This is a genomic window from Klebsiella scottii (genome assembly GCF_036561945.1).
Taxonomy (GTDB): Bacteria; Pseudomonadota; Gammaproteobacteria; order Enterobacterales; family Enterobacteriaceae; genus Klebsiella; species Klebsiella scottii.
The window spans coordinates 276,249-298,007 of the sequence record NZ_JARXNI010000020.1; the positions used below are offsets into that span (position 1 = coordinate 276,249).

Annotated in this window: 19 protein-coding genes; 16 read left to right on the forward strand and 3 right to left on the reverse strand. The window is 55.5% G+C overall.

Annotated elements, in window-relative coordinates; genetic code table 11:
* Positions 1-253 precede the first annotated feature (253 nt).
* Positions 254-1,456 carry an acetate kinase gene (gene ackA, locus QFI97_RS09150; protein WP_331834753.1) on the reverse strand — a complete coding sequence of 401 codons (1,203 nt, stop codon included), beginning with the start codon at positions 1,454-1,456 and terminating at the stop codon, positions 254-256.
* A gap of 337 nt (positions 1,457-1,793) precedes the next feature.
* On the opposite strand from ackA, the gene yfbV reads away from it, so the two are divergent.
* From yfbV to QFI97_RS09170, 4 genes are all read left to right on the forward strand, one after another.
* The gene (gene yfbV / locus QFI97_RS09155; protein WP_041146569.1) at positions 1,794-2,249 is read left to right on the forward strand and encodes a terminus macrodomain insulation protein YfbV; all 456 of its coding nucleotides are present in this window, start codon (positions 1,794-1,796) and stop codon (positions 2,247-2,249) included.
* An 86-nt stretch (positions 2,250-2,335) separates the two neighbouring features.
* Positions 2,336-2,830: a YfbU family protein gene (locus tag QFI97_RS09160; RefSeq protein ID WP_095100562.1), complete on the forward strand. Its 495-nt coding sequence runs from the start codon at positions 2,336-2,338 to the stop codon at positions 2,828-2,830.
* Positions 2,831-2,841: 11 nt separating this feature from the next.
* Positions 2,842-3,501 (forward strand): sugar phosphatase, encoded by a 660-nt coding sequence (locus QFI97_RS09165; protein WP_095101339.1) that lies wholly within the window; start codon positions 2,842-2,844, stop codon positions 3,499-3,501.
* Positions 3,502-3,577: 76 nt separating this feature from the next.
* Positions 3,578-5,410: an SLC13 family permease gene (locus QFI97_RS09170; protein ID WP_346430972.1), complete on the forward strand. Its 1,833-nt coding sequence runs from the start codon at positions 3,578-3,580 to the stop codon at positions 5,408-5,410.
* Positions 5,411-5,455: 45 nt separating this feature from the next.
* Here QFI97_RS09170 and yfbR read toward each other — a convergent pair whose 3' ends face one another.
* Positions 5,456-6,055 (reverse strand): 5'-deoxynucleotidase, encoded by a 600-nt coding sequence (gene yfbR, locus QFI97_RS09175; protein WP_095100566.1) that lies wholly within the window; start codon positions 6,053-6,055, stop codon positions 5,456-5,458.
* 86 nt (positions 6,056-6,141) lie between these two features.
* Positions 6,142-7,359: an alanine transaminase AlaA gene (alaA, locus tag QFI97_RS09180; RefSeq protein ID WP_041146565.1), complete on the reverse strand. Its 1,218-nt coding sequence runs from the start codon at positions 7,357-7,359 to the stop codon at positions 6,142-6,144.
* 883 nt (positions 7,360-8,242) lie between these two features.
* Between alaA and QFI97_RS09185 the strand changes: the two genes are divergently transcribed.
* The 12 genes from QFI97_RS09185 to nuoL all read left to right on the forward strand — a co-directional run bounded on the left by QFI97_RS09185 (position 8,243) and on the right by nuoL (position 21,735).
* Positions 8,243-9,169 (forward strand): LysR family transcriptional regulator, encoded by a 927-nt coding sequence (locus QFI97_RS09185; protein ID WP_331834750.1) that lies wholly within the window; start codon positions 8,243-8,245, stop codon positions 9,167-9,169.
* Between the two features lie 652 nt (positions 9,170-9,821).
* Positions 9,822-10,268: an NADH-quinone oxidoreductase subunit NuoA gene (gene nuoA / locus QFI97_RS09190; protein WP_004865103.1), complete on the forward strand. Its 447-nt coding sequence runs from the start codon at positions 9,822-9,824 to the stop codon at positions 10,266-10,268.
* A 15-nt stretch (positions 10,269-10,283) separates the two neighbouring features.
* Entirely contained in the window at positions 10,284-10,958 is a 675-nt protein-coding gene (gene nuoB / locus QFI97_RS09195) for an NADH-quinone oxidoreductase subunit NuoB (RefSeq protein WP_002913178.1), read from the forward strand.
* A gap of 88 nt (positions 10,959-11,046) precedes the next feature.
* Positions 11,047-12,855, forward strand: a complete 1,809-nt coding sequence (nuoC, locus tag QFI97_RS09200) for an NADH-quinone oxidoreductase subunit C/D (RefSeq protein ID WP_095100570.1) — start codon at positions 11,047-11,049, stop codon at positions 12,853-12,855.
* A gap of 2 nt (positions 12,856-12,857) precedes the next feature.
* Positions 12,858-13,358, forward strand: a complete 501-nt coding sequence (nuoE, locus tag QFI97_RS09205; RefSeq protein WP_041146562.1) for an NADH-quinone oxidoreductase subunit NuoE — start codon at positions 12,858-12,860, stop codon at positions 13,356-13,358.
* Complete coding sequence (gene nuoF / locus QFI97_RS09210; protein ID WP_095100572.1) at positions 13,355-14,692, forward strand: NADH-quinone oxidoreductase subunit NuoF; 1,338 nt, start codon at positions 13,355-13,357, stop codon at positions 14,690-14,692. Before nuoE ends, nuoF begins: the two co-directional genes overlap by 4 nt.
* Before the next feature lie 83 nt (positions 14,693-14,775).
* Entirely contained in the window at positions 14,776-17,502 is a 2,727-nt protein-coding gene (nuoG, locus tag QFI97_RS09215; RefSeq protein ID WP_346430973.1) for an NADH-quinone oxidoreductase subunit NuoG, read from the forward strand.
* On the forward strand, positions 17,499-18,476 hold the full coding sequence (nuoH, locus tag QFI97_RS09220) for an NADH-quinone oxidoreductase subunit NuoH (protein ID WP_041146559.1): 978 nt from the start codon (positions 17,499-17,501) through the stop codon (positions 18,474-18,476). Before nuoG ends, nuoH begins: the two co-directional genes overlap by 4 nt.
* Before the next feature lie 14 nt (positions 18,477-18,490).
* Positions 18,491-19,033 carry an NADH-quinone oxidoreductase subunit NuoI gene (nuoI, locus tag QFI97_RS09225; protein ID WP_015365590.1) on the forward strand — a complete coding sequence of 181 codons (543 nt, stop codon included), beginning with the start codon at positions 18,491-18,493 and terminating at the stop codon, positions 19,031-19,033.
* Between the two features lie 10 nt (positions 19,034-19,043).
* Positions 19,044-19,598, forward strand: a complete 555-nt coding sequence (gene nuoJ / locus QFI97_RS09230) for an NADH-quinone oxidoreductase subunit J (protein WP_346430974.1) — start codon at positions 19,044-19,046, stop codon at positions 19,596-19,598.
* Positions 19,595-19,897 (forward strand): NADH-quinone oxidoreductase subunit NuoK, encoded by a 303-nt coding sequence (gene nuoK / locus QFI97_RS09235; RefSeq protein WP_002913148.1) that lies wholly within the window; start codon positions 19,595-19,597, stop codon positions 19,895-19,897. The genes nuoJ and nuoK overlap by 4 nt, the downstream gene beginning before the upstream one ends.
* Positions 19,894-21,735: an NADH-quinone oxidoreductase subunit L gene (gene nuoL, locus QFI97_RS09240; protein WP_095100578.1), complete on the forward strand. Its 1,842-nt coding sequence runs from the start codon at positions 19,894-19,896 to the stop codon at positions 21,733-21,735. Before nuoK ends, nuoL begins: the two co-directional genes overlap by 4 nt.
* Positions 21,736-21,759: the final 24 nt, after the last annotated feature.

The following is a 21,759-nucleotide window of genomic DNA, read 5'->3' on the forward strand; positions in this document are numbered from 1 at the left end:
CCAGTATCAGGCGGGATGCAAAACTGCACCACCAGCTTCCCGCCATACTTCAGGTTGCATGCGCGTTGGCTTTGTTACCCGGCTCATCCTTGAGCCTCGCCCTTGCGGGCCGCTGCGACACCACGATCAAATCTGTTTCGGACAGATTTGTCGCTCACCCCGGTCACGTACTACTCATACGCTCCCGGGGATTCGCTGCGTCGCCGCCTTCCTGTAACCCGAATTATTTAGGCTTATCGCTGGCGGTGTGGAATCAGGCGGTCAGACGGTTGGCGTCTTGCGCGATAACCAGCTCTTCGTTGGTCGGGATGACCAGAGCAGGGCGGGTGCCTTCTTTGTTGATGAAGCCGGACTTGCCGAAACGGGCCGCCAGGTTACGTTCATGATCAACATCGAAGCCCAGTACGCCCAGTTTGCCCAGAGACAGTTCACGAACCATCGCCGCGTTTTCACCGATACCACCGGTGAAGATAACCGCGTCCAGACGACCGTCCATCAGCGCGGTGTAGGAGCCGATGTACTTCGCCAGGCGGTGGCAGTAAACGTCCATAGCACGCTTAGCGTCTGCTTTATCCGTGTAGTTGTCTTCAACATAGCGGCAGTCGCTGGTGACTTCAGTCAGACCGAGCAGGCCGGACTCTTTGGTCAGCATTTTGTTGATTGCATCAACGCTCATGCCCAGGGAGTCGTGCAGATGGAAGATGATTGCCGGGTCGATATCGCCGGAGCGGGTACCCATTACCAGGCCTTCCAGCGGGGTCAGACCCATAGAGGTATCAACGCATTTACCGTTGCGGATCGCGGAAACAGAACCACCGTTACCCAGATGGCAGGTGATGATGTTCAGCTCTTCAACCGGTTTGTTCAGGACTTTTGCCGCTTCCTGAGTCACGTAGAAGTGGCTGGTGCCGTGGGCACCATAGCGACGTACGCCGTGTTCTTTGTACAGGCTGTACGGCAGGGCGTAGAGGTAAGACTCTTCCGGCATGGTCTGATGGAACGCGGTGTCGAATACGGCAACGTTCTTGTTTTTCAGATGCGGGAAGGATTTCAGCGCTTCAGCAATACCGATCAGATGCGCCGGGTTGTGCAGCGGTGCGAAAGAGGCGGAGTCTTTGATGCCCTGAATGACGGAATCGTCAATCACCACGGAACTGGTGTATTTTTCACCACCGTGAACGATACGGTGGCCAATTGCGGTCAGCTGAGCAGACAGTTCTGGTTTTTGTGCCAGAATAGTGTTAACGATAAAGTTAAGCGCTTCACTGTGAGCTGCGCCAGCGCCTAAATCTGCTTCTTGTTTGCTGCCATCCATTTTCCATTTGATACGCGCTTCAGGAAGATGGAAACATTCGGCTAAACCGGACAGATATTCGTCACCGTTGAGAGCATCAAGGATAGCAAATTTCAGTGAGGAACTACCGCAGTTCAGAACCAGTACTAGCTTACTCGACATGGAAGTACCTTTTATAATACGTGGCTAAAAAAACGTCATTGTGTCACAAAGCGTAGCGCAGGATGACACCGACATTTATGATTAACATCATGCCTTGTTCTGTTTCCGGGCACGATGAGATAAGTACATTTGATTTTATGCCATTTTGGATAATTTTCAGACAATGGCAGAATATGCGATAATTTGACTAACCTGGTAAAAGGGTCTAACGCCCTTTCAGGTGGGCACAGGATACCTGATTGCCGCACCCATTGCCAAAATGTTTTGAACGTTGTCATGCACAGTTGGTGTTTTGCACGAATATTTTAAGATTTATATGTAAAGTTGAGGTACAGCCATGTCGACACCCGAGAATCGTCCCGTTAGCTTTTTCAGCTTGTTTCGCCGCGGGCAGCACTACACAAAGACCTGGCCTTTAGATAAACGCCTCGCCCCGGTGTTTATTGAAAACCGCATTATTCGCGCTACCCGCTACGCGATTCGTATCATGCCGCCGGTCGCCGTCTTTACCCTGTGCTGGCAAATTGCCCTCGGCGGCCAGCTGGGCCCTGCGGTCGCCACGGCGCTGTTTGCGTTGAGTCTGCCGATGCAGGGACTGTGGTGGCTGGGTAAACGTTCGGTGACGCCGCTGCCGCCGTCGGTTTTGAACTGGTTTTATGAAGTTCGCGGCAAACTGCAGGAGGCGGGGCAGGCGCTGGCGCCGGTTGACGGTAAGCCGGATTACCAGGCTTTAGCTGACACGCTTAAGCGCGCCTTCAAACAACTGGATAAAACTTTCCTTGATGATTTGTAATTCCCCAGTGAAAACGCATATAAAAGAAGGCGCATGATTAATGCGCCTTCTTTTTTCACGCCGTAAAGTGCCACAGGAGTCAAGAAATGGAAATGACCAATGCGCAGCGCCTGATTTTGTCAAATCAGTACAAGATGATGACGATGCTCGACCCGGACAACGCTGAGCGCTATCGCCGTCTGCAGACCATCATCGAGCGTGGATACGGGCTGCAGATGCGCGAACTGGACCGCGAGTTTGGTGAGCTGACTGAAGAAACCTGCCGTACCGTTATCGATGTCATGGAAATGTATCATGCGATGCACGTCTCCTGGACTAACCTCAAGGACGGCAGCGAAATCGACGAACGTCGGGTGACCTTCCTGGGATTCGACGTGGCCACCGAAGCGCGTTTCCTCGGCTACGTGCGCTTTATCGTCAACGTAGAGGGGCGCTACAGCCACTTTGACGCCGGCACCCACGGCTTCAATTCGCAAACGCCGATGTGGGAAAAATATCAGCGTATGCTCACCGCCTGGCACTCATGCCCGCGCCAGTACCATTTGAGCAGCAACGAAATTAATCAAATTATCAATGCCTGATGGAGGTTTCCGTGCAGTGTAAAGGTTTCCTGTTCGATCTTGACGGGACGTTAGTCGATTCGTTACCGGTGGTGGAGCGCTCGTGGTGTACATGGGCGGATCGTTTCGGTATCCCGCATGATGAAGTGCTGAACTTTATCCACGGTAAGCAGGCGATAACCTCTTTACGCCATTTTTTACCCGGGCGCAGCGAAGAGGAGATTCAGGCAGAATTCCGCTATCTGGAAACGGTAGAAGCACAGGACACCGACGGCATCACGGCGCTGCCGGGAGCGGTTGCGCTGCTGACTCAGCTGGATAATGCAGGCATTCCGTGGGCTATCGTCACCTCGGGTTCGGTGCCCGTCGCCCATGCGCGCCATCGCGCGGGGGGCCTGCCCGAAGCTAAAATCTTCGTCACGGCGGAGCGGGTCAGGCACGGCAAGCCGGCGCCCGATGCCTATCTGCTCGGGGCCGAGCTGCTGGGGCTGGCCCCGCAGGAGTGTGCGGTGGTTGAGGACGCGCCGGCGGGATTACTGTCCGGCCTGAGCGCCGGATGCCGTACGATTGCCGTAAACGTGCCTGCCGACGCACCGCGTCTCGATGAAGCAGACTTTGTGCTGACCAGCCTCGAAGATCTGATCATTGTCCGGCAGCCAGACGGCAACGTTAGCGTCACGCTTAAAGCATAATCTCATGATTTAGCCCCGCGCTGCCGGGGCTTTTTTGTGCCACAATTCCGGCTCCATCTTCAGACAAGGATAAGTTGTGAACGGTGAACTGATTTGGGTGTTATCTCTTCTTGCCGTTGCGGTTGTGCTTTTCGCTACCGGAAAAGTGCGCATGGATGCTATTGCGCTACTGGTGATTGTGGCCTTTGTCCTCAGCGATACGCTGACGCTTAGCGAAGCGTTTTCCGGTTTTAGCGATCCGAACGTTATTCTTATCGCCGCGCTGTTTATCATCGGTGACGGCCTCGTGCGCACCGGGGTGGCAAGTAAAGTCGGCAGCTGGCTGGTGAAGGTGGCGGGCAGCAGCGAAACAAAAATGCTGGTCTACCTGATGCTGACCGTCGCCGGGCTTGGCGCTTTTATGAGCTCAACCGGGGTGGTGGCGATCTTTATCCCGGTCGTGCTGAGCGTTTCTGCCCGTATGAATACCTCCCCGTCGCGCCTGATGATGCCGCTGAGCTTTGCCGGACTGATCAGCGGCATGATGACCCTGGTGGCAACGCCGCCCAACCTGGTGGTGAACAGCGAGCTGATACGCGAAGGGCTCCAGGGGTTTAGCTTCTTTAGCGTGACGCCAATTGGCCTCGTGGTTCTGGTTCTGGGCGTGTTCTATATGCTGGCGGTCCGCTTTATGCTGAAAGGCGATGAGAGCGAGCTGGCGCGCGACGGGCGTAAGAAAAGCACCTTTCGCGATTTAATCAAAGAGTACCATTTAACCGGCAGGGCGCGTCGCCTGGCGATCCGCCCCGGCTCACCGATGATTGGCCAGCGGCTGGACGACCTTAAGCTACGCGAGCGCTACTGCGCTAACGTTATCGGCGTGGAGCGCTGGCGCCGTTTTCGGCGGGTGATTGTGAACGTTAACGGGGTATCCGAGTTCCGCGCCCGCGATGTCCTGCTGATTGACATGTCGGCATCGGACGTCGATTTACGCCAGTTCTGCGGAGAGCAAATGCTTGAGCCGATGGTGCTTCGCGGGGAGTATTTCTCCGACCAGGCGCTGGATGTCGGCATGGCGGAGGTGACGCTGATCCCCGACTCGGAGCTTATCGGCAAAACGGTGCGTGAAATTGCCTTCCGCACCCGCTTTGGGCTCAATATTGTCGGTCTGAAGCGGGATGGTAAAGCCCTCGATGGAGCGGTGGTGGATGAGTCCCTGCAGCTTGGGGATATCATGCTGGTCGTCGGCAACTGGCGGCAGATTGCCCTGCTGGCGAAACGCGGGCGTGATTTCGTTGTGTTAAATATGCCGATCGAGGTTAACGATGCGTCACCGGCCCACAGCCAGGCGCCGCACGCTATTTTCTGCCTGGTGCTGATGGTGGCCCTGATGCTCACCGATGAAATCCCCAATCCCATCGCCGCTATTATCTCCTGCCTTTTGATGGGGAAGTTTCGCTGTATCAACGCCGAGAGCGCTTACAAAGCGATTCACTGGCCGAGCATTATTCTGATCGTCGGGATGATGCCCTTTGCGCTGGCGCTGCAAAAAACCGGCGGCGTAGATTTAGTGGTCCAGGGACTGATGGACGTTGCCGGCAGCAAAGGGCCATATTTAATGCTGGGCTGCCTGTTTGTGATGTGCGCGACAATTGGCCTGTTTATTTCAAACACCGCAACGGCGGTGCTGATGGCGCCGATTGCGCTAGCGGCGGCGAACTCAATGGGCGTGTCGCCTTATCCCTTTGCCATGGTGGTGGCGATGGCGGCTTCGGCGGCATTCATGACCCCGGTATCTTCACCGGTTAACACCCTGGTGCTTGGCCCCGGTAAATACTCGTTCAGCGATTTTGTGAAGATCGGCGTACCTTTTACCGTGCTGGTGATGGTGGTTTGCGTGCTGCTGATCCCGGTCCTGTTCCCGTTCTGAACCCCGGTTCCTCATGGCCCGGCCGCTGGCCGGGCTGGCGTCGATTTACAGCGGGGAATCCTGGCTGATTTCATCCAGAGAGAGATGAAAGCTCGGAACAAACACCTGCATAAAGTAATCCATTTCATCGCTGCGGCGGGATTCCAGCGTTTTCTCAAGCCGGCCTTTGGCCAGTAAAAATTCGTTATTGCCGGCCGACAGCTCTTCGAGGCATTTCAGATAGGCGCAGAGCGCATCCGCCTGTTTGACGATTAATTTTTCCTCTTCGCTATAGCGGTGTTCATCAATCAGCGGCGCAAAAATATCGCGCAGCTCGTCGGGGACCATATCAATCAGCTTTTGCTGGGCGATTTTCTCGATGGCCTTATACTCCTGGGCGATCTGCGAGTTGAAATATTTAACCGGCGTTGGCAGGTCGCCGGTTAATACTTCCGACGCATCATGATACATCGCCAGCAGCGCAATCCGCTCGGCGTTAACGTTGCCCGCAAACTTGCGATTCTTAATTGCCGCCAGCGCATGGGCGACCATAGCGACCTGCAGACTATGTTCGGACACGTTTTCGGTGCGCACGTTGCGCATCAGCGGCCAGCGGTTAATCAGCTTCAGGCGGGAGAGGTGGGCAAAGAAATGACTCTGACTCATAAGGACCCTTAATCAGTGACAACATCGGGTTCCATTGTGCGCAGGGATTGCCGCCGGATGCAAATACCGGCGGCGGGTTCGACTTATCAGAGCTGGTGATAGCCAGAGAGGAAGCGGCCGAACCGCGAAATGGCCATTTCCAGATCGTCTTCGCGCGGCAGGGTAACAATACGCACATGATCCGGCCACGGCCAGTTAAAGGCGGTGCCCTGAACCAGCAGCACTTTCTCCTGCAGCAGGAAGTCGAGAACCATCTTCTGATCGTCGTGAATGTTAAAACGCTTTGCGTCTATTTTCGGGAACATATACAGCGCGCCTTTCGGCTTAACGCAGGAGACGCCTGGGATCTCGTTAATCAGCTCCCAGGCGCGGTTACGCTGTTCATACAGGCGCCCGCCGGGAACAATAAACTCGCTGATGCTTTGATAGCCGCCAAGCGCCGTCTGAATGGCATGCTGCGCCGGAACGTTGGCGCACAGGCGCATAGAGGCCAGCATTTCCAGACCTTCGATGTAACCTTTGGCGTGCTTTTTCGGGCCATTGAGCACCATCCAGCCCTGGCGGAAGCCGGCAACGCGATAGGTTTTTGACAGGCCGTTAAAGGTGATCGTCAGCAGATCGGGAGCCAGCGCGGCGATCGAGTGGTGCTGGGCTTCGTCGTAGAGGATCTTGTCGTAGATTTCATCGGCAAAGATGATCAGATTATGCTGACGAGCAATTTCGACGATCTCCAGCAGCAGCTCTTTTGAATAGACCGCGCCGGTCGGGTTGTTGGGGTTGATAATCACGATCCCGCGGGTGCGCGGGGTGATTTTTGCGCGAATATCGTCGAGATCCGGGAACCAGTCGGCGGACTCATCGCAAAGATAGTGCACTGCTTTACCGCTGGAGAGCGATACCGCCGCCGTCCACAGAGGATAATCCGGCGCCGGGACCAGCATTTCGTCACCGCTGTTCAGCAGCGCCTGCATGGCCTGGACAATCAGTTCCGATACGCCGTTGCCGATATAAATATCTTCAACCGTCACGTCGCGCATGCCGCGAGCCTGATAGTGCTGCATGATAGCCTTACGCGCCGAGTAGAGGCCTTTAGAGTCACAGTAGCCCTGCGCGGTCGGTAAATTACGAATGACGTCAACGAGGATTTCATCCGGGGCATCGAAGCCAAACGGTGCCGGGTTGCCGATGTTCAGCTTGAGGACTTTATTGCCTTCTTCTTCAAGGCGCTTCGCTTCTTTCAGAACCGGGCCGCGGATGTCGTAACAGACGTTGTCTAACTTGCTGGATTTTTCGATAGGGGACATGAATCTTTGACCTTTTTAGCTGTTATCGCCACTCCCTGCCGTGGAAGTCAGCTCGGAACAATGTACTCTTCATCCCCGCTGTTTTGAAGGGTTAACAGGAGAAGATTTTGCTATTACTCTTTTTTTAGGGTAATCGATTTATCTGTTGATTGGCTTTTGTCTTTATAGAATATGCCTTTAAGTTGTATTTTATTGGTCAAATATCGTGGTTTTATCGCTATATGATGAATCTTTATCTGGTTTGAAGCTGCGGGAAGGGCCTGCGTTGATACTTTTTTGCTCACAAAAAAGCACTATGCTTTTAACTGATAGTGGAAGACTGTAGCGGTAATGTTAAATATACTTAATAAAAACATCTAAGAGATTAATGACCCTTATTTTTTGACAATGAATAATCCTGGTTTTGTTAATTTAATTAAAGTCCTGAAAAAATGCTTAAAATTATCTTTAATAATACTAATTTGCCCTTATAAATAATTCTGTTTTCGGTTAGGATGTCGTTGTTAATATCAAATAAACCTCGTAAATAATGCGGTTTTTCTTATTAATATATTGTTATTGCAGGCTTTTTGTTTGTCGTTCAGCGAGCGTTGGCAGAGGCTGACTGCGTATTGATGTGCAGGGCAGCGCTATTGATGGCTTTTTTGAATCAGGTCACATAAAGCGGGTCACCGTAATTAGAAAAAGCTTAGGCGTACGAACAAAATATGACTCAGAGGTTCCGCACAATTGACGCGGACGAGTACTTTCAAATGCAATAACGTTCTTCCAGCTGTCACCCGTTTCCATTTTGCGGATGACACGAGGCTCAAGGAATAGCCGGAAACCTGGAGCACAGCATCAACAAGGCAGGTAAGCGATAGCCACCTGTGAGTGAAGCAACATGATAAATGCAAATCGTCCAATACTAAATCTCGACCTCGATCTGCTGAGAACGTTTGTTGCCGTCGCCGATCTGAGTACTTTTGCTGCCGCAGCAACCGCGGTATGCCGTACCCAGTCTGCGGTGAGCCAGCAGATGCAGCGGCTGGAACAGCTGGTCGGAAAAGAGCTCTTTGCCCGCCACGGGCGGAATAAGTTATTAACTGAGCAGGGCATTCAGCTGCTCGGCTATGCGCGGAAAATTCTGCGCTTTAATGATGAAGCCTGCATGTCGCTAATGTTCAGCAGCCTGCAGGGCACGTTGACTATCGGCGCAACCGACGAAACGGCGGATACCATTTTGCCGTTTTTACTTAATCGGATCGGCAGCTTCTACCCGCGGCTGACCCTGGAAATTAAGGTTCTGAATTATGCTGAGGTGGTGGACATGCTGGCAAAGGGCGCGATAGATCTCGCGTTGACCACCCATCAGTCTGACAGCTTTGAAATGCTGACGCTGCGCATTTCACCCACCCTGTGGTACTGCGCGGCGGACTACGTGCTGCCCCATGAGGCGTCGGTGCCGCTGATCCTGCTTGAGGGACCTGGTCCCTTCCGGGATGATATTATTTCGGCGCTCGATAGCGCTCAAACCCCGTGGCATCTGGCCCACTCTGCGTCCTCACTTGCGGGCGTAAAAGCGGCGGTGAAAGCCGGGCTGGGCGTTACGGCGCGGCCGGTAGAAATGATGAGCCCCGAGCTGCGGGTGGTAGGCAAGAGCGACGGCCTGCCCGGATTACCGGATACGCGCTACGTTTTGAGCTGCGATCCGCAGAGCGTAAGTGAACTGGCGCAGGCCATTTTTCAGTCGCTGAGTCAGGACCATAACCTCTGGTCGTCGGACCCGCTTTTTACCCCCGAAGGGGGAGGCCATACCCTCATCTCGTGAGGGTGATCAAAGCCACGCTCGTCACAAAAAGCTGGTAACAAAATGTAAATGCAAAAAGGAACCGCTGAGGTCAGAATTAGACCCTGCGGTTCTTTTTTTTCTTATTTTACGCTGATTTTTAATATATTGTTGTTTTATTGTTATGTATATCAGTTGGTTAGAAGCAATCCCACCCACACTTCTCTACTTTCCCCTGCACTTTCAATAGTTCATGCTAATGTTAAAAAACCGGCCAGTTTGTTGCTGTTTTTTTGGTTTAATTAACAAAAGCGTGTCACAGATCAAGAAAATACCCCTCCTTAGGGGGAGGAATCGAGGCTAAATCCTGTCAAAATAGGCGGGTAATTATGATTTACAATGGAAACGGACACGATTCAACAACACTAAATCCAATTGGTATGCAAGGTTATTTCGCATAAAAGGGCATTTAATGTTAATGAAAAAAACCTAATGTAAATTAATGTTGTTAAAACTTTTGTTGAAGTTGACAAAAGGTTAAAGAAAGGGGTAAAAAGCCAGCGCATATGGCCTTCTACGATAAGTAGGGACGCTTTTTTGCAAGGTTATTTTTTTATTCCTCCCCGTGAAACGCTGTGGCGTTCATCTGCCAGTAAGAGCAGAGGGTTTAGCGCTACACTTTTTTGGTTAAGCAATGCGTATGTCAACATCCACTGAAGTCATCGCTCATCATTGGGCATTCGCTATATTTCTCATCATTGCCATCGGCCTGTGCTGCCTGATGCTTGTCGGGGGCTGGTACCTCGGCGGTCGCGCGCGCGCGCGTAGCAAAAACACGCCGTTTGAATCGGGGATCGACTCCGTTGGTTCGGCTCGCTTACGTCTTTCTGCGAAGTTTTATCTGGTTGCCATGTTCTTCGTTATCTTCGACGTGGAAGCCCTGTATCTCTACGCATGGTCGACCTCTATCCGCGAAAGCGGCTGGGTTGGCTTTGTGGAAGCCGCAATTTTCATTTTAGTGCTACTGGCTGGTCTGGTTTATCTCGTCCGTATCGGCGCACTGGACTGGACGCCTGCGCGTTCCCGTCGCACGCTGGTTAACTCAGAAACAGACAGTCCCACTAACCGTCATATGCAGTAAAAGCGAGGCAATAAGATGGATTATACGCTCACCCGCATAGATCCCAACGGTGAGAACGACCGTTACCCCCTGCAAAAACAGGAGATCGTAACCGACCCCCTGGAGCAAGAAGTTAACAAAAGCGTGTATATGGGGAAACTCGAACACGCGCTGCATGACATGGTGAACTGGGGTCGTAAGAACTCAATCTGGCCCTACAACTTCGGCCTTTCTTGCTGCTATGTAGAAATGGTGACGTCATTCACTGCGGTGCATGACGTAGCGCGTTTTGGCGCAGAAGTTCTGCGTGCCTCTCCTCGTCAGGCTGACCTGATGGTGGTTGCGGGTACCTGCTTCACCAAGATGGCACCGGTTATTCAGCGTCTTTACGATCAGATGCTGGAGCCGAAATGGGTTATTTCCATGGGGGCATGTGCCAACTCCGGCGGTATGTACGATATTTATTCTGTTGTGCAGGGCGTAGATAAATTTATTCCGGTTGATGTTTACATCCCGGGCTGTCCGCCGCGTCCGGAAGCGTATATGCAGGCGCTGATGCTGCTGCAGGAATCTATTGGTAAAGAGCGCCGTCCTCTCTCGTGGGTGGTTGGCGATCAGGGCGTTTATCGCGCCAACATGCAGTCGGAACGTGAGCGTAAACGCGGCGAACGCATTGCAGTGACCAATCTGCGGACTCCGGACGAGATTTAATTTGCGCCTGCGGGCGGCGGCATAATACTTCGCAAATCAATCTACAACAGCGCGAAGCCCGCCCGGCAGTCACCACGGACCTTTTGCAATGGTGAACAATATGACCGATTTAAACGCGCATGACGCCGCACCAGCCTGGCAAACCCGCGATCACCTTGATGACCCGGTGATCGGCGAACTGCGCAATCGTTTTGGCCCGGATGCCTTTACCGTTCAGCCAACCCGTACCGGCGTACCGGTAGTTTGGGTCAAGCGCGAACAGCTGCTGGAGGTGGGTGATTTCCTGAAGAAATTACCGAAACCTTACGTCATGCTGTTCGATCTGCACGGTATGGACGAACGTCTGCGTACCCACCGTGACGGGCTACCCGCCGCGGATTTTTCCGTTTTCTATCACCTGATTTCCATTGAACGCAATCGCGATATCATGCTCAAGGTAGCATTATCTGAAAACGATCTGCGCGTTCCGACATTTACCAAACTGTTCCCTAACGCCAACTGGTATGAGCGTGAAACGTGGGAAATGTTTGGCATTGATATCGAAGGCCACCCGCACCTGACGCGCATCATGATGCCGCCGACCTGGGAAGGCCATCCGCTGCGTAAAGACTATCCGGCACGCGCCACCGAATTCGACCCGTTTGAGCTGACAAAAGCCAAGCAGGATCTGGAAATGGAAGCGCTGACCTTCAAACCGGAAGAGTGGGGCATGAAGCGCGGAACCGAAAACGAGGACTTTATGTTCCTCAACCTCGGCCCGAACCACCCGTCTGCCCACGGTGCTTTCCGTATCGTTCTGCAGCTCGATGGCGAAGAGATCGTCGACTGCGTTCCGGACATCGGCTACCACCACCGCGGTGCTGAAAAGATGGGCGAGCGTCAGTCGTGGCACAGCTACATTCCCTATACCGACCGTATCGAATATCTCGGCGGCTGCGTCAATGAGATGCCGTACGTGCTGGCGGTAGAAAAACTGGCGGGTATCACCGTGCCGGATCGCGTCAACGTGATTCGCGTGATGCTCTCAGAGTTGTTCCGTATCAACAGCCACCTGCTGTACATCTCCACCTTTATTCAGGACGTCGGCGCCATGACGCCGGTGTTCTTTGCCTTTACCGATCGACAGAAAATCTACGATCTGGTCGAAGCCATCACCGGTTTCCGTATGCACCCGGCGTGGTTCCGAATCGGCGGCGTCGCGCATGACCTGCCGCGCGGCTGGGATCGCCTGCTGCGCGAATTCCTTGAGTGGATGCCTAAGCGTCTGGATTCCTACGAAAAGGCCGCGCTGCGCAACAGCATTCTGATTGGCCGTTCGAAAGGGGTGGCCGCCTACAATGCGAAAGAGGCGCTGGAGTGGGGAACCACCGGCGCTGGCCTGCGCGCGACCGGCATTGGTTTCGACGTGCGTAAATGGCGTCCATATTCAGGCTATGAAAACTTCGACTTTGAAATCCCGACCGGCGGCGGCGTTTCCGACTGCTACACCCGCGTGATGTTGAAAGTAGAAGAGCTGCGCCAGAGCCTACGCATCCTTCAGCAGTGTCTCGATAATATGCCGGAAGGGCCGTTCAAGGCGGATCATCCGCTGACCACGCCGCCGCCGAAAGAGCGCACGCTGCAGCATATCGAAACCCTGATCACGCACTTCCTGCAGGTTTCCTGGGGTCCGGTGATGCCGGCCAACGAATCCTTCCAGATGGTTGAAGCGACGAAGGGTATTAACAGTTACTACCTGACCAGCGACGGCAGCACCATGAGCTATCGCACCCGTATCCGTACGCCGAGCTATGCGCACCTGCAGCAGATTCCGGCGGCGATTCGCGGCAGCCTGGTATCCGATCTTATCGTATATCTGGGTAGTATCGATTTTGTTATGTCAGACGTGGACCGCTAATTATGCACGAAAATCAACAACCACAAACCGAGGCTTTTGAGCTGAGTGCGGCAGAGCGTGAGGCAATTGAGCACGAGAAGCACCACTACGAAGACCCGCGTGCGGCGTCCATTGAAGCGCTGAAGATCGTTCAGAAACAGCGTGGCTGGGTGCCGGACGGCGCGATCTATGCGATCGCTGACGTACTGGAGATCCCGGCCAGCGATGTCGAAGGCGTTGCGACCTTCTACAGCCAGATCTTCCGTCAGCCGGTTGGCCGTCACGTTATTCGCTACTGCGACAGCGTGGTGTGTCACATCACCGGCTATCAGGGGATTCAGGCGGCACTTGAGCAAAAGCTGAATATCAAGCCGGGTCAGACTACGTTTGATGGCCGCTTTACCCTGTTACCAACCTGCTGTCTGGGTAACTGTGATAAAGGCCCAAGCATGATGATTGATGAAGACACCCACAGTCATCTGACGCCGGAAGGAATTCCTGATTTGCTGGAGCGGTATAAATGAAAAACGTTATCCGAACTCCCGAAACGCATCCGCTAACCTGGCGCCTGCGCGATGACAAACAGCCGGTATGGCTGGATGAGTATCAAAGCAAAAATGGCTACGAGGGCGCCCGTAAGGCGCTGCTGGGCCTGGCGCCGGATGAGATCGTCAACCAGGTGAAAGACGCCGGTCTGAAAGGGCGCGGCGGCGCGGGCTTCTCCACCGGTCTGAAGTGGAGCCTGATGCCGAAAGACGAATCCATGAACATCCGTTACCTGCTGTGTAACGCCGATGAGATGGAGCCGGGCACCTATAAAGACCGCCTGCTGATGGAGCAGCTGCCGCACCTGCTGGTGGAAGGCATGCTGATCTCCGCGTTTGCGCTGAAGGCGTACCGCGGCTACATCTTCCTGCGCGGCGAATATATTGAAGCGGCGGTCCATTTACGCCGCGCCATTGCCGAAGCGACCGAAGCCGGCCTGCTGGGCAAAAACATTCTCGGCACCGGTTTCGATTTCGAACTGTTCGTGCACACAGGGGCAGGGCGCTACATCTGCGGTGAAGAGACCGCGTTGATTAACTCCCTCGAAGGTCGTCGCGCCAACCCGCGCTCCAAGCCGCCGTTCCCGGCGAGCTCCGGCGTCTGGGGTAAGCCAACCTGCGTCAACAACGTTGAGACCCTGTGTAACGTCCCGGCGATTATGGCCAACGGCGTCGAGTGGTATCAGAACATTTCTACCAGCAAAGATGCCGGTACCAAGCTGATGGGCTTCTCTGGCCGGGTGAAAAATCCGGGCGTCTGGGAGCTGCCGTTTGGTACCACCGCGCGCGAAATCCTTGAGGATTATGCCGGCGGCATGCGAGACGGCCTGAAGTTCAAGGCCTGGCAGCCGGGCGGCGCGGGAACCGACTTCCTGACCGAAGCGCATCTTGATCTGCCGATGGAATTCGAAAGTATTGGCAAAGCGGGAAGCCGTCTGGGGACGTCGCTGGCGATGGCCGTTGACCACGAGATCAATATGGTGTCGCTGGTGCGTAACCTGGAAGAGTTTTTCGCCCGCGAATCCTGCGGCTGGTGTACGCCGTGCCGCGACGGTCTGCCGTGGAGCGTGAAAATTCTGCGTGCTCTGGAGCGCGGTGAAGGTCAACCGGGTGATATCGAGACACTTGAGCAACTGTGTCGATTCCTGGGCCCGGGGAAAACCTTCTGTGCGCATGCGCCAGGTGCGGTCGAACCGCTGCAGAGCGCCATTAAATATTTCCGCGACGAATTCGAAGCAGGCATTAAGCAGCAGTTCAGTAATACCCATGCTATCAACGGGATTCAGCCGAACCTGCTTAAGACGCGCTGGTGATTCCCACAACTCATTCAGGCTGTAGCAAGGCGGCAGTCTGAATGAGGAAGTGGTAACGATTTTTTTAATTTGGAAGCATGCTAATGGCTACGATTCATGTAGACGGCAAAGAATACGAGGTCAACGGAGCGGACAACCTGTTAGAGGCCTGTCTCTCTCTCGGTCTTGATATTCCATACTTTTGCTGGCACCCGGCGCTCGGCAGCGTCGGTGCTTGCCGCCAGTGTGCGGTGAAGCAATATCAAAACGCGGAAGACACGCGTGGTCGCCTGGTGATGTCCTGTATGACACCGGCATCGGACGGCACTTTTATTTCCATTGACGACGGCGAAGCGAAGCAGTTCCGCGAAAGCGTGGTTGAGTGGCTGATGACCAACCACCCGCACGACTGTCCGGTCTGCGAAGAGGGCGGTAACTGCCATCTGCAGGATATGACCGTGATGACCGGTCATAGCTTCCGTCGCTACCGCTTTACCAAGCGCACCCACCGCAATCAGGATCTGGGGCCGTTCATCTCGCACGAAATGAACCGCTGCATCGCCTGCTACCGCTGCGTACGCTACTACAAAGACTATGCTGACGGCACCGATCTGGGCGTTTATGGCGCTCACGACAACGTCTACTTCGGTCGCCCGGAAGACGGCGTGCTGGAGAGCGAATTCTCCGGCAACCTGGTTGAAGTCTGCCCGACCGGCGTATTCACCGATAAAACGCACTCCGAGCGCTACAACCGTAAATGGGACATGCAGTTTGCGCCAAGCATCTGCCAGCAGTGCTCCATCGGTTGTAACATCAGCCCGGGTGAGCGTTACGGCGAACTGCGTCGTATCGAAAACCGCTATAACGGCACCGTCAACCGCTACTTCCTCTGTGACCGCGGTCGTTTTGGCTACGGCTACGTGAACCTGAAAGACCGTCCGCGTCAGCCGGTTCAGCGCCGCGGCGACGATCTGATCGCCCTCAACGCCGAGCAGGCCATGCAGGGTGCGGCGGATATTCTGCGCCAGTCGAAAAAAGCGATCGGCATCGGCTCCCCGCGCGCCAGCCTCGAAAGCAACTTTGCGCTGCGCGAGCTGGTCGGCGCCGAGAACTTCTATACCGGCATCGCTAAAGCCGAGCAGGAACGTCTGCAGATGATGCTGACGGTGCTGCGCGACGGCGGTATTCATACCCCGGCGCTGCGCGAAATCGAATCCTACGATGCGGTACTGGTGCTGGGGGAAGATATTACCCAAACCGGCGCCCGCATTGCTCTGGCCGTACGCCAGGCGGTGAAAGGAAAAGCGCGTGAAATGGCCGCGGCGCAGAAAGTCGCCGACTGGCAGATCGCCGCGATCCTCAACATCGGTCAGCGCGCGAAGCATCCGCTGTTTGTCACCAATATCGATGACACCCGTCTTGACGATGTCGCCGCATGGACCTATCGCGCGCCGGTTGAAGATCAGGCGCGTCTGGGCTTCGCCATTGCGCATGCGCTGGATGAAAGCGCACCGGCGGTGGAAGGCCTGAGCAGAGATCTGCAGGGCAAAATCGACGTGATCGTCCAGGCGCTGGCCGGGGCGAAGAAACCGCTGATCGTCTCCGGAACCAACGCCGGCAGCGTCGAAATTATTCAGGCGGCGGCCAACGTGGCTAAAGCGCTGAAGGGCCGCGGCGTAGACGTCGGAGTCACTATGGTGGCCCGGGCGGTGAACAGCGTCGGTCTGGGCATGATTGGCGGCGGTTCGCTGGAAGAGGCGTTAAGCGAGCTGGAAACCGGCGCCGCCGATGCGGTTATCGTGCTGGAAAACGATCTGCATCGCCATGCTTCCGCCGCGCGCGTAGACGCCGCGTTGGCTAAAGCGCCGCTGGTGATGGTCGTTGACCATCAGCGCACGGCGATTATGGACAAAGCGCACCTGGTGCTCTCTGCGGCAAGCTTCGCCGAAAGCGACGGCACGGTGGTCAACAACGAAGGCCGCGCCCAGCGCTTCTTCCAGGTTTACGACCCGGCCTACTACGATGCGAATACCGTGATGCTGGAGAGCTGGCGCTGGCTGCATTCGCTGCACAGCACCGTCGACAACCGTCAGGTTGACTGGACGCAGCTGGATCACGTGATTGACGCGGTGGTGGCTAAGCTGCCGCAGCTGGCCGGCATTAAAGATGCCGCGCCGGACGCGACCTTCCGCATTCGCGGTCAGAAGCTGGCCCGCGAACCGCATCGCTACAGCGGCCGCACGGCGATGCGCGCCAATATCAGCGTGCATGAACCGCGCCAGCCGCAGGACAAAGACACCATGTTTGCCTTCTCGATGGAAGGGAACAACCAGCCGTCCGCGCCACGCTCGCAAATTCCGTTTGCGTGGGCTCCGGGCTGGAACTCCCCGCAGGCGTGGAACAAATTCCAGGATGAAGTGGGCGGTAAACTGCGCCACGGCGATCCGGGCGTGCGCCTGATTGAGGCTTCCGCCGACGGTCTGGATTACTTCACCACGGTGCCGGAAAGCTTCCAGGCCGAAGAAGGGAAATGGCGGATTGCGCCGTACTACCATCTGTTCGGCAGCGATGAGCTTTCGCAGCGCTCGCCGGTGTTCCAGAGCCGCATGCCGCAGCCGTATCTCAAGCTTAACCCGGAAGATGCCGCGAAGCTTGGCGTCAACGCGGGAGCGATGGTCTCCTTCAGCGTTGAAGGCCATATGCTTAGCCTGCCGCTGATTATCTCTGCGGGCCTGACGGCAGGGCAGGTTGGCCTACCGATGGGCATGCCTGGCATTGCGCCGGTTCTGACCGGAGCGCGTATTGATACTCTGCAGGAGGCAAAAGCATGAGTTGGTTAACTCCGGATCTCATCGACATTCTGTTAAGCATCCTGAAGGCGGTGGTCATTCTGCTGGTGGTTGTCACCTGTGGCGCATTCATGAGCTTCGGCGAACGTCGTCTGCTCGGGCTGTTCCAGAACCGCTATGGACCTAACCGCGTGGGCTGGGGCGGTTCGCTGCAGCTCGTTGCCGACATGATCAAAATGTTCTTTAAAGAGGACTGGGTTCCGCGCTTTACCGATCGCGTGATCTTTACTCTGGCGCCGGTTATCGCCTTTACCTCGCTGCTGCTGGCCTTCGCTATCGTGCCGGTCAGCCCGTCGTGGGTGGTGGCCGACCTGAACATCGGCATCCTGTTCTTCCTGATGATGGCAGGCCTGGCGGTCTACGCGGTGCTGTTTGCCGGCTGGTCGAGTAACAACAAATACTCGCTGCTGGGCGCGATGCGCGCCTCTGCGCAGACTCTGAGCTACGAAGTGTTCCTCGGCCTCTCCCTGATGGGCGTGGTGGCGCAGGCGGGATCGTTCAATATGGGCGATATCGTCAACAACCAGGCGCATCTGTGGAACGTTATCCCGCAGTTCTTCGGTTTTGTTACCTTTGCGATTGCGGGCGTGGCCGTGTGTCACCGTCACCCCTTCGACCAACCGGAAGCCGAGCAGGAACTGGCCGATGGCTACCACATCGAATATTCCGGCATGAAGTTCGGTCTGTTCTTCGTGGGTGAATATATCGGGATTGTCACCGTATCGGCGCTGATCGTCACGCTGTTCTTCGGCGGCTGGAATGGCCCATTCTTACCTCCGTTCATCTGGTTCGCACTGAAAACCGCGTTCTTCATGATGATGTTCATTTTGATCCGCGCATCATTACCGCGTCCACGTTATGACCAGGTAATGTCCTTTGGCTGGAAGGTATGCCTGCCATTAACGCTGATCAACTTGTTGGTAACGGCGGCTGTCATTCTCTGGCAGGCGCAATAAGGGGTGAATTGACCATGACCTTAAAAGAATTATTGGTGGGGTTCGGCACCCAGGTCCGCAGTATCTGCATGATCGGGATGCACGCCTTCGCCAAACGTGAAACCCAGATGTACCCGGAAGAGCCGGTATATCTGCCGCCGCGCTATCGTGGCCGTATCGTGCTGACGCGCGACCCGGACGGCGAAGAGCGCTGCGTTGCCTGTAACCTGTGTGCGGTAGCGTGTCCGGTAGGCTGTATCTCTTTGCAAAAAGCAGAGACCAAAGACGGCCGCTGGTACCCGGAGTTTTTCCGCATCAACTTCTCACGCTGCATTTTCTGCGGTCTGTGCGAAGAAGCGTGCCCAACCACGGCGATTCAGTTGACCCCGGACTTCGAACTGGGTGAATACAAGCGTCAGGATCTGGTGTACGAAAAAGAGGATCTGCTGATTTCCGGTCCGGGCAAATACCCGGAATATAACTTCTACCGGATGGCGGGTATGGCAATCGACGGCAAAGATAAGGGCGAAGCAGAGAACGAAGCTAAGCCTATCGACGTCAAGAGCCTGTTACCGTAAGGAGAGGGCAATGGAATTCGCTTTTTATATCTGTGGCCTTATCGCCATCCTCGCAACCCTGCGGGTGATCACCCACACCAATCCGGTGCACGCGCTGCTGTACCTGATTATTTCGCTGTTAGCGATTGCTGGCGTGTTCTTCTCGCTGGGCGCGTACTTCGCCGGGGCGCTGGAAATCATCGTTTACGCCGGGGCCATCATGGTGCTGTTCGTCTTCGTGGTGATGATGCTTAACCTTGGCGGCAGCGAAATTGAGCAGGAGCGTAAGTGGCTGCAGCCGGGGATCTGGATCGGCCCGGCCATCCTTTCCGCGGTGCTGCTGGCGGTTATCGTTTATGCCATCCTCGGTCTTAACGATCAGGGCATTGAAGGCAACGCGATAAGCGCGAAAGAAGTCGGTATTGCGCTGTTTGGCCCGTACGTACTGGCGGTGGAGCTGGCCTCCATGCTGCTGCTGGCCGGTCTGGTTGTTGCTTTCCACATCGGCCGCGAAGAGCGCGTCGGTGAGGTGCTGAGCAACCGCCAGAACGATAGCGATAAAAGAAAAACGGAGGAGCACGCATGATCCCCTTAACACATGGACTGATCCTCGCCGCGATCCTGTTTGTTCTCGGTCTGACGGGTCTGGTGATTCGCCGCAATCTGCTGTTTATGCTGATTAGCCTGGAGATCATGATCAACGCCGCGGCGTTGGCCTTCGTGGTTGCCGGAAGCTACTGGGGTCAGGCCGATGGTCAGATAATGTATATTCTCGCTATCAGCCTTGCGGCTGCGGAAGCGAGTATCGGTCTGGCGCTGCTGCTGCAGCTCCATCGTCGCCGCCAGAACCTGAACATCGATTCAGTAAGTGAGTTGCGTGGATGAACATGCTTTCCTTAACCATTCTTTTGCCATTGATTGGCTTTGTGCTGCTGGCCTTTTCCCGCGGGCGCTGGTCGGAAAATCTCTCCGCCACCGTGGGAATGGGATCGGTAGGCCTGGCCGCGCTGGTCACGGCCTTCGTCGGGATGGACTTCTTTGCTAACGGCAGGCAGGCGATCGGCGTCCCGCTGTGGACGTGGATGTCGGTGGGCGATTTCAACATCGGTTTTAACCTGGTACTGGATGGTCTCTCCCTGACCATGCTTTCCGTGGTCACCGGCGTTGGTTTCCTGATCCACATGTTCGCTTCCTGGTACATGCGCGGGGAAGAGGGCTACTCCCGCTTCTTCGCCTACACCAACCTGTTTATTGCCAGCATGGTGGTTCTGGTACTCGCCGATAACCTGCTGCTGATGTACCTCGGCTGGGAAGGCGTGGGCCTGTGCTCCTATCTGCTGATCGGTTTCTACTATACCGATCCGAAGAACGGCGCTGCGGCCATGAAAGCGTTTGTGGTGACCCGCGTCGGCGACGTGTTCCTCGCCTTCGCGCTGTTCATTCTCTACAACGAGCTGGGTACCCTGAACTTCCGCGAAATGGTTGAGCTGGCTCCCGCGCACTTCGAAGCCGGCAACAATATGCTGACGTGGGCGACGCTGATGCTGCTGGGCGGCGCGGTGGGTAAATCTGCCCAGCTGCCGCTACAGACCTGGCTTGCGGACGCGATGGCCGGCCCGACGCCGGTCTCCGCGCTGATCCACGCCGCGACGATGGTTACCGCGGGCGTCTACCTGATCGCCCGTACCCACGGCCTGTTCCTGATGACGCCGGAAATTCTGCATCTGGTGGGTATCGTTGGTGCGGTGACGCTGGTGCTGGCAGGTTTCGCCGCGCTGGTGCAGACCGATATCAAACGCGTGCTGGCCTACTCGACGATGAGTCAGATTGGCTACATGTTCCTGGCGCTGGGCGTTCAGGCATGGGACGCGGCGATTTTCCATCTGATGACCCACGCGTTCTTTAAAGCGCTGCTGTTCCTGTCGTCTGGTTCGGTGATCCTCGCCTGCCATCACGAGCAGAACATCTTCAAAATGGGCGGTCTGCGTAAATCGATTCCTCTGGTGTACGTCTGCTTCCTGGTGGGGGGCGCGGCGCTGTCCGCACTGCCGCTCATCACCGCAGGCTTCTTCAGTAAGGATGAGATCCTCGCAGGCGCGATGGCTAACGGTCATATCAACCTGATGGTTGCCGGTCTGGTCGGCGCGTTTATGACCTCGCTGTACACCTTCCGCATGATCTTCATCGTGTTCCACGGCAAAGAGCAGATTCACGCTCACGCGGGTAAGGGGATTACCCATCACCTGCCGCTGATTGTTCTGTTGATTCTGTCGACCTTCGTTGGCGCGCTGATTGTTCCGCCGCTGCAGGGCGTGCTGCCGCAGACCACCGAGCTTGAGCACGGCCGCGTGATGACGCTGGAAATCGTCTCCGGGATTGTGGCTATCGCCGGTATCCTGATCGCCGCATGGCTGTGGCTGGGTAAACGCACGCTGGTGACCTCCATTGCCAATAGCGCCCCTGGCCGCCTGCTCGGCACCTGGTGGTACAACGCCTGGGGCTTCGACTGGCTGTACGACAAGGTGTTCGTGAAGCCGTTCCTCGGCGTGGCGTGGCTGCTGAAAAGCGATCCGCTGAACTCGATGATGAACATTCCGGCTATCCTCTCCCGCTTTGCAGGTAAAGGCCTGCTGCTAAGCGAGAACGGTTATTTACGCTGGTATGTCGCGTCAATGAGCATCGGTGCGGTTGTCGTGCTGGCGCTGCTGATGGTATTGCGTTGAGTTTGTTGGCCGGGTGAGCGATTG

Excerpts from the sequence above, each read along its gene's own strand:
- nuoC (WP_095100570.1), top strand. The coding sequence starts at position 11,047 with ATGGTGAACAATATGACCGATTTAAACGCGCATGACGCCGCACCAGCC.
- ackA (WP_331834753.1), bottom strand. The coding sequence starts at position 1,456 with ATGTCGAGTAAGCTAGTACTGGTTCTGAACTGCGGTAGTTCCTCACTG.
- nuoI (WP_015365590.1), top strand. The coding sequence starts at position 18,491 with ATGACCTTAAAAGAATTATTGGTGGGGTTCGGCACCCAGGTCCGCAGT.
- nuoB (WP_002913178.1), top strand. The coding sequence starts at position 10,284 with ATGGATTATACGCTCACCCGCATAGATCCCAACGGTGAGAACGACCGT.
- nuoH (WP_041146559.1), top strand. The coding sequence starts at position 17,499 with ATGAGTTGGTTAACTCCGGATCTCATCGACATTCTGTTAAGCATCCTG.
- nuoJ (WP_346430974.1), top strand. The coding sequence starts at position 19,044 with ATGGAATTCGCTTTTTATATCTGTGGCCTTATCGCCATCCTCGCAACC.
- QFI97_RS09185 (WP_331834750.1), top strand. The coding sequence starts at position 8,243 with ATGATAAATGCAAATCGTCCAATACTAAATCTCGACCTCGATCTGCTG.
- yfbV (WP_041146569.1), top strand. The coding sequence starts at position 1,794 with ATGTCGACACCCGAGAATCGTCCCGTTAGCTTTTTCAGCTTGTTTCGC.
- nuoG (WP_346430973.1), top strand. The coding sequence starts at position 14,776 with ATGGCTACGATTCATGTAGACGGCAAAGAATACGAGGTCAACGGAGCG.
- nuoF (WP_095100572.1), top strand. The coding sequence starts at position 13,355 with ATGAAAAACGTTATCCGAACTCCCGAAACGCATCCGCTAACCTGGCGC.
- nuoE (WP_041146562.1), top strand. The coding sequence starts at position 12,858 with ATGCACGAAAATCAACAACCACAAACCGAGGCTTTTGAGCTGAGTGCG.
- yfbR (WP_095100566.1), bottom strand. The coding sequence starts at position 6,055 with ATGAGTCAGAGTCATTTCTTTGCCCACCTCTCCCGCCTGAAGCTGATT.
- nuoK (WP_002913148.1), top strand. The coding sequence starts at position 19,595 with ATGATCCCCTTAACACATGGACTGATCCTCGCCGCGATCCTGTTTGTT.
- nuoA (WP_004865103.1), top strand. The coding sequence starts at position 9,822 with ATGCGTATGTCAACATCCACTGAAGTCATCGCTCATCATTGGGCATTC.
- alaA (WP_041146565.1), bottom strand. The coding sequence starts at position 7,359 with ATGTCCCCTATCGAAAAATCCAGCAAGTTAGACAACGTCTGTTACGAC.
- QFI97_RS09160 (WP_095100562.1), top strand. The coding sequence starts at position 2,336 with ATGGAAATGACCAATGCGCAGCGCCTGATTTTGTCAAATCAGTACAAG.
- nuoL (WP_095100578.1), top strand. The coding sequence starts at position 19,894 with ATGAACATGCTTTCCTTAACCATTCTTTTGCCATTGATTGGCTTTGTG.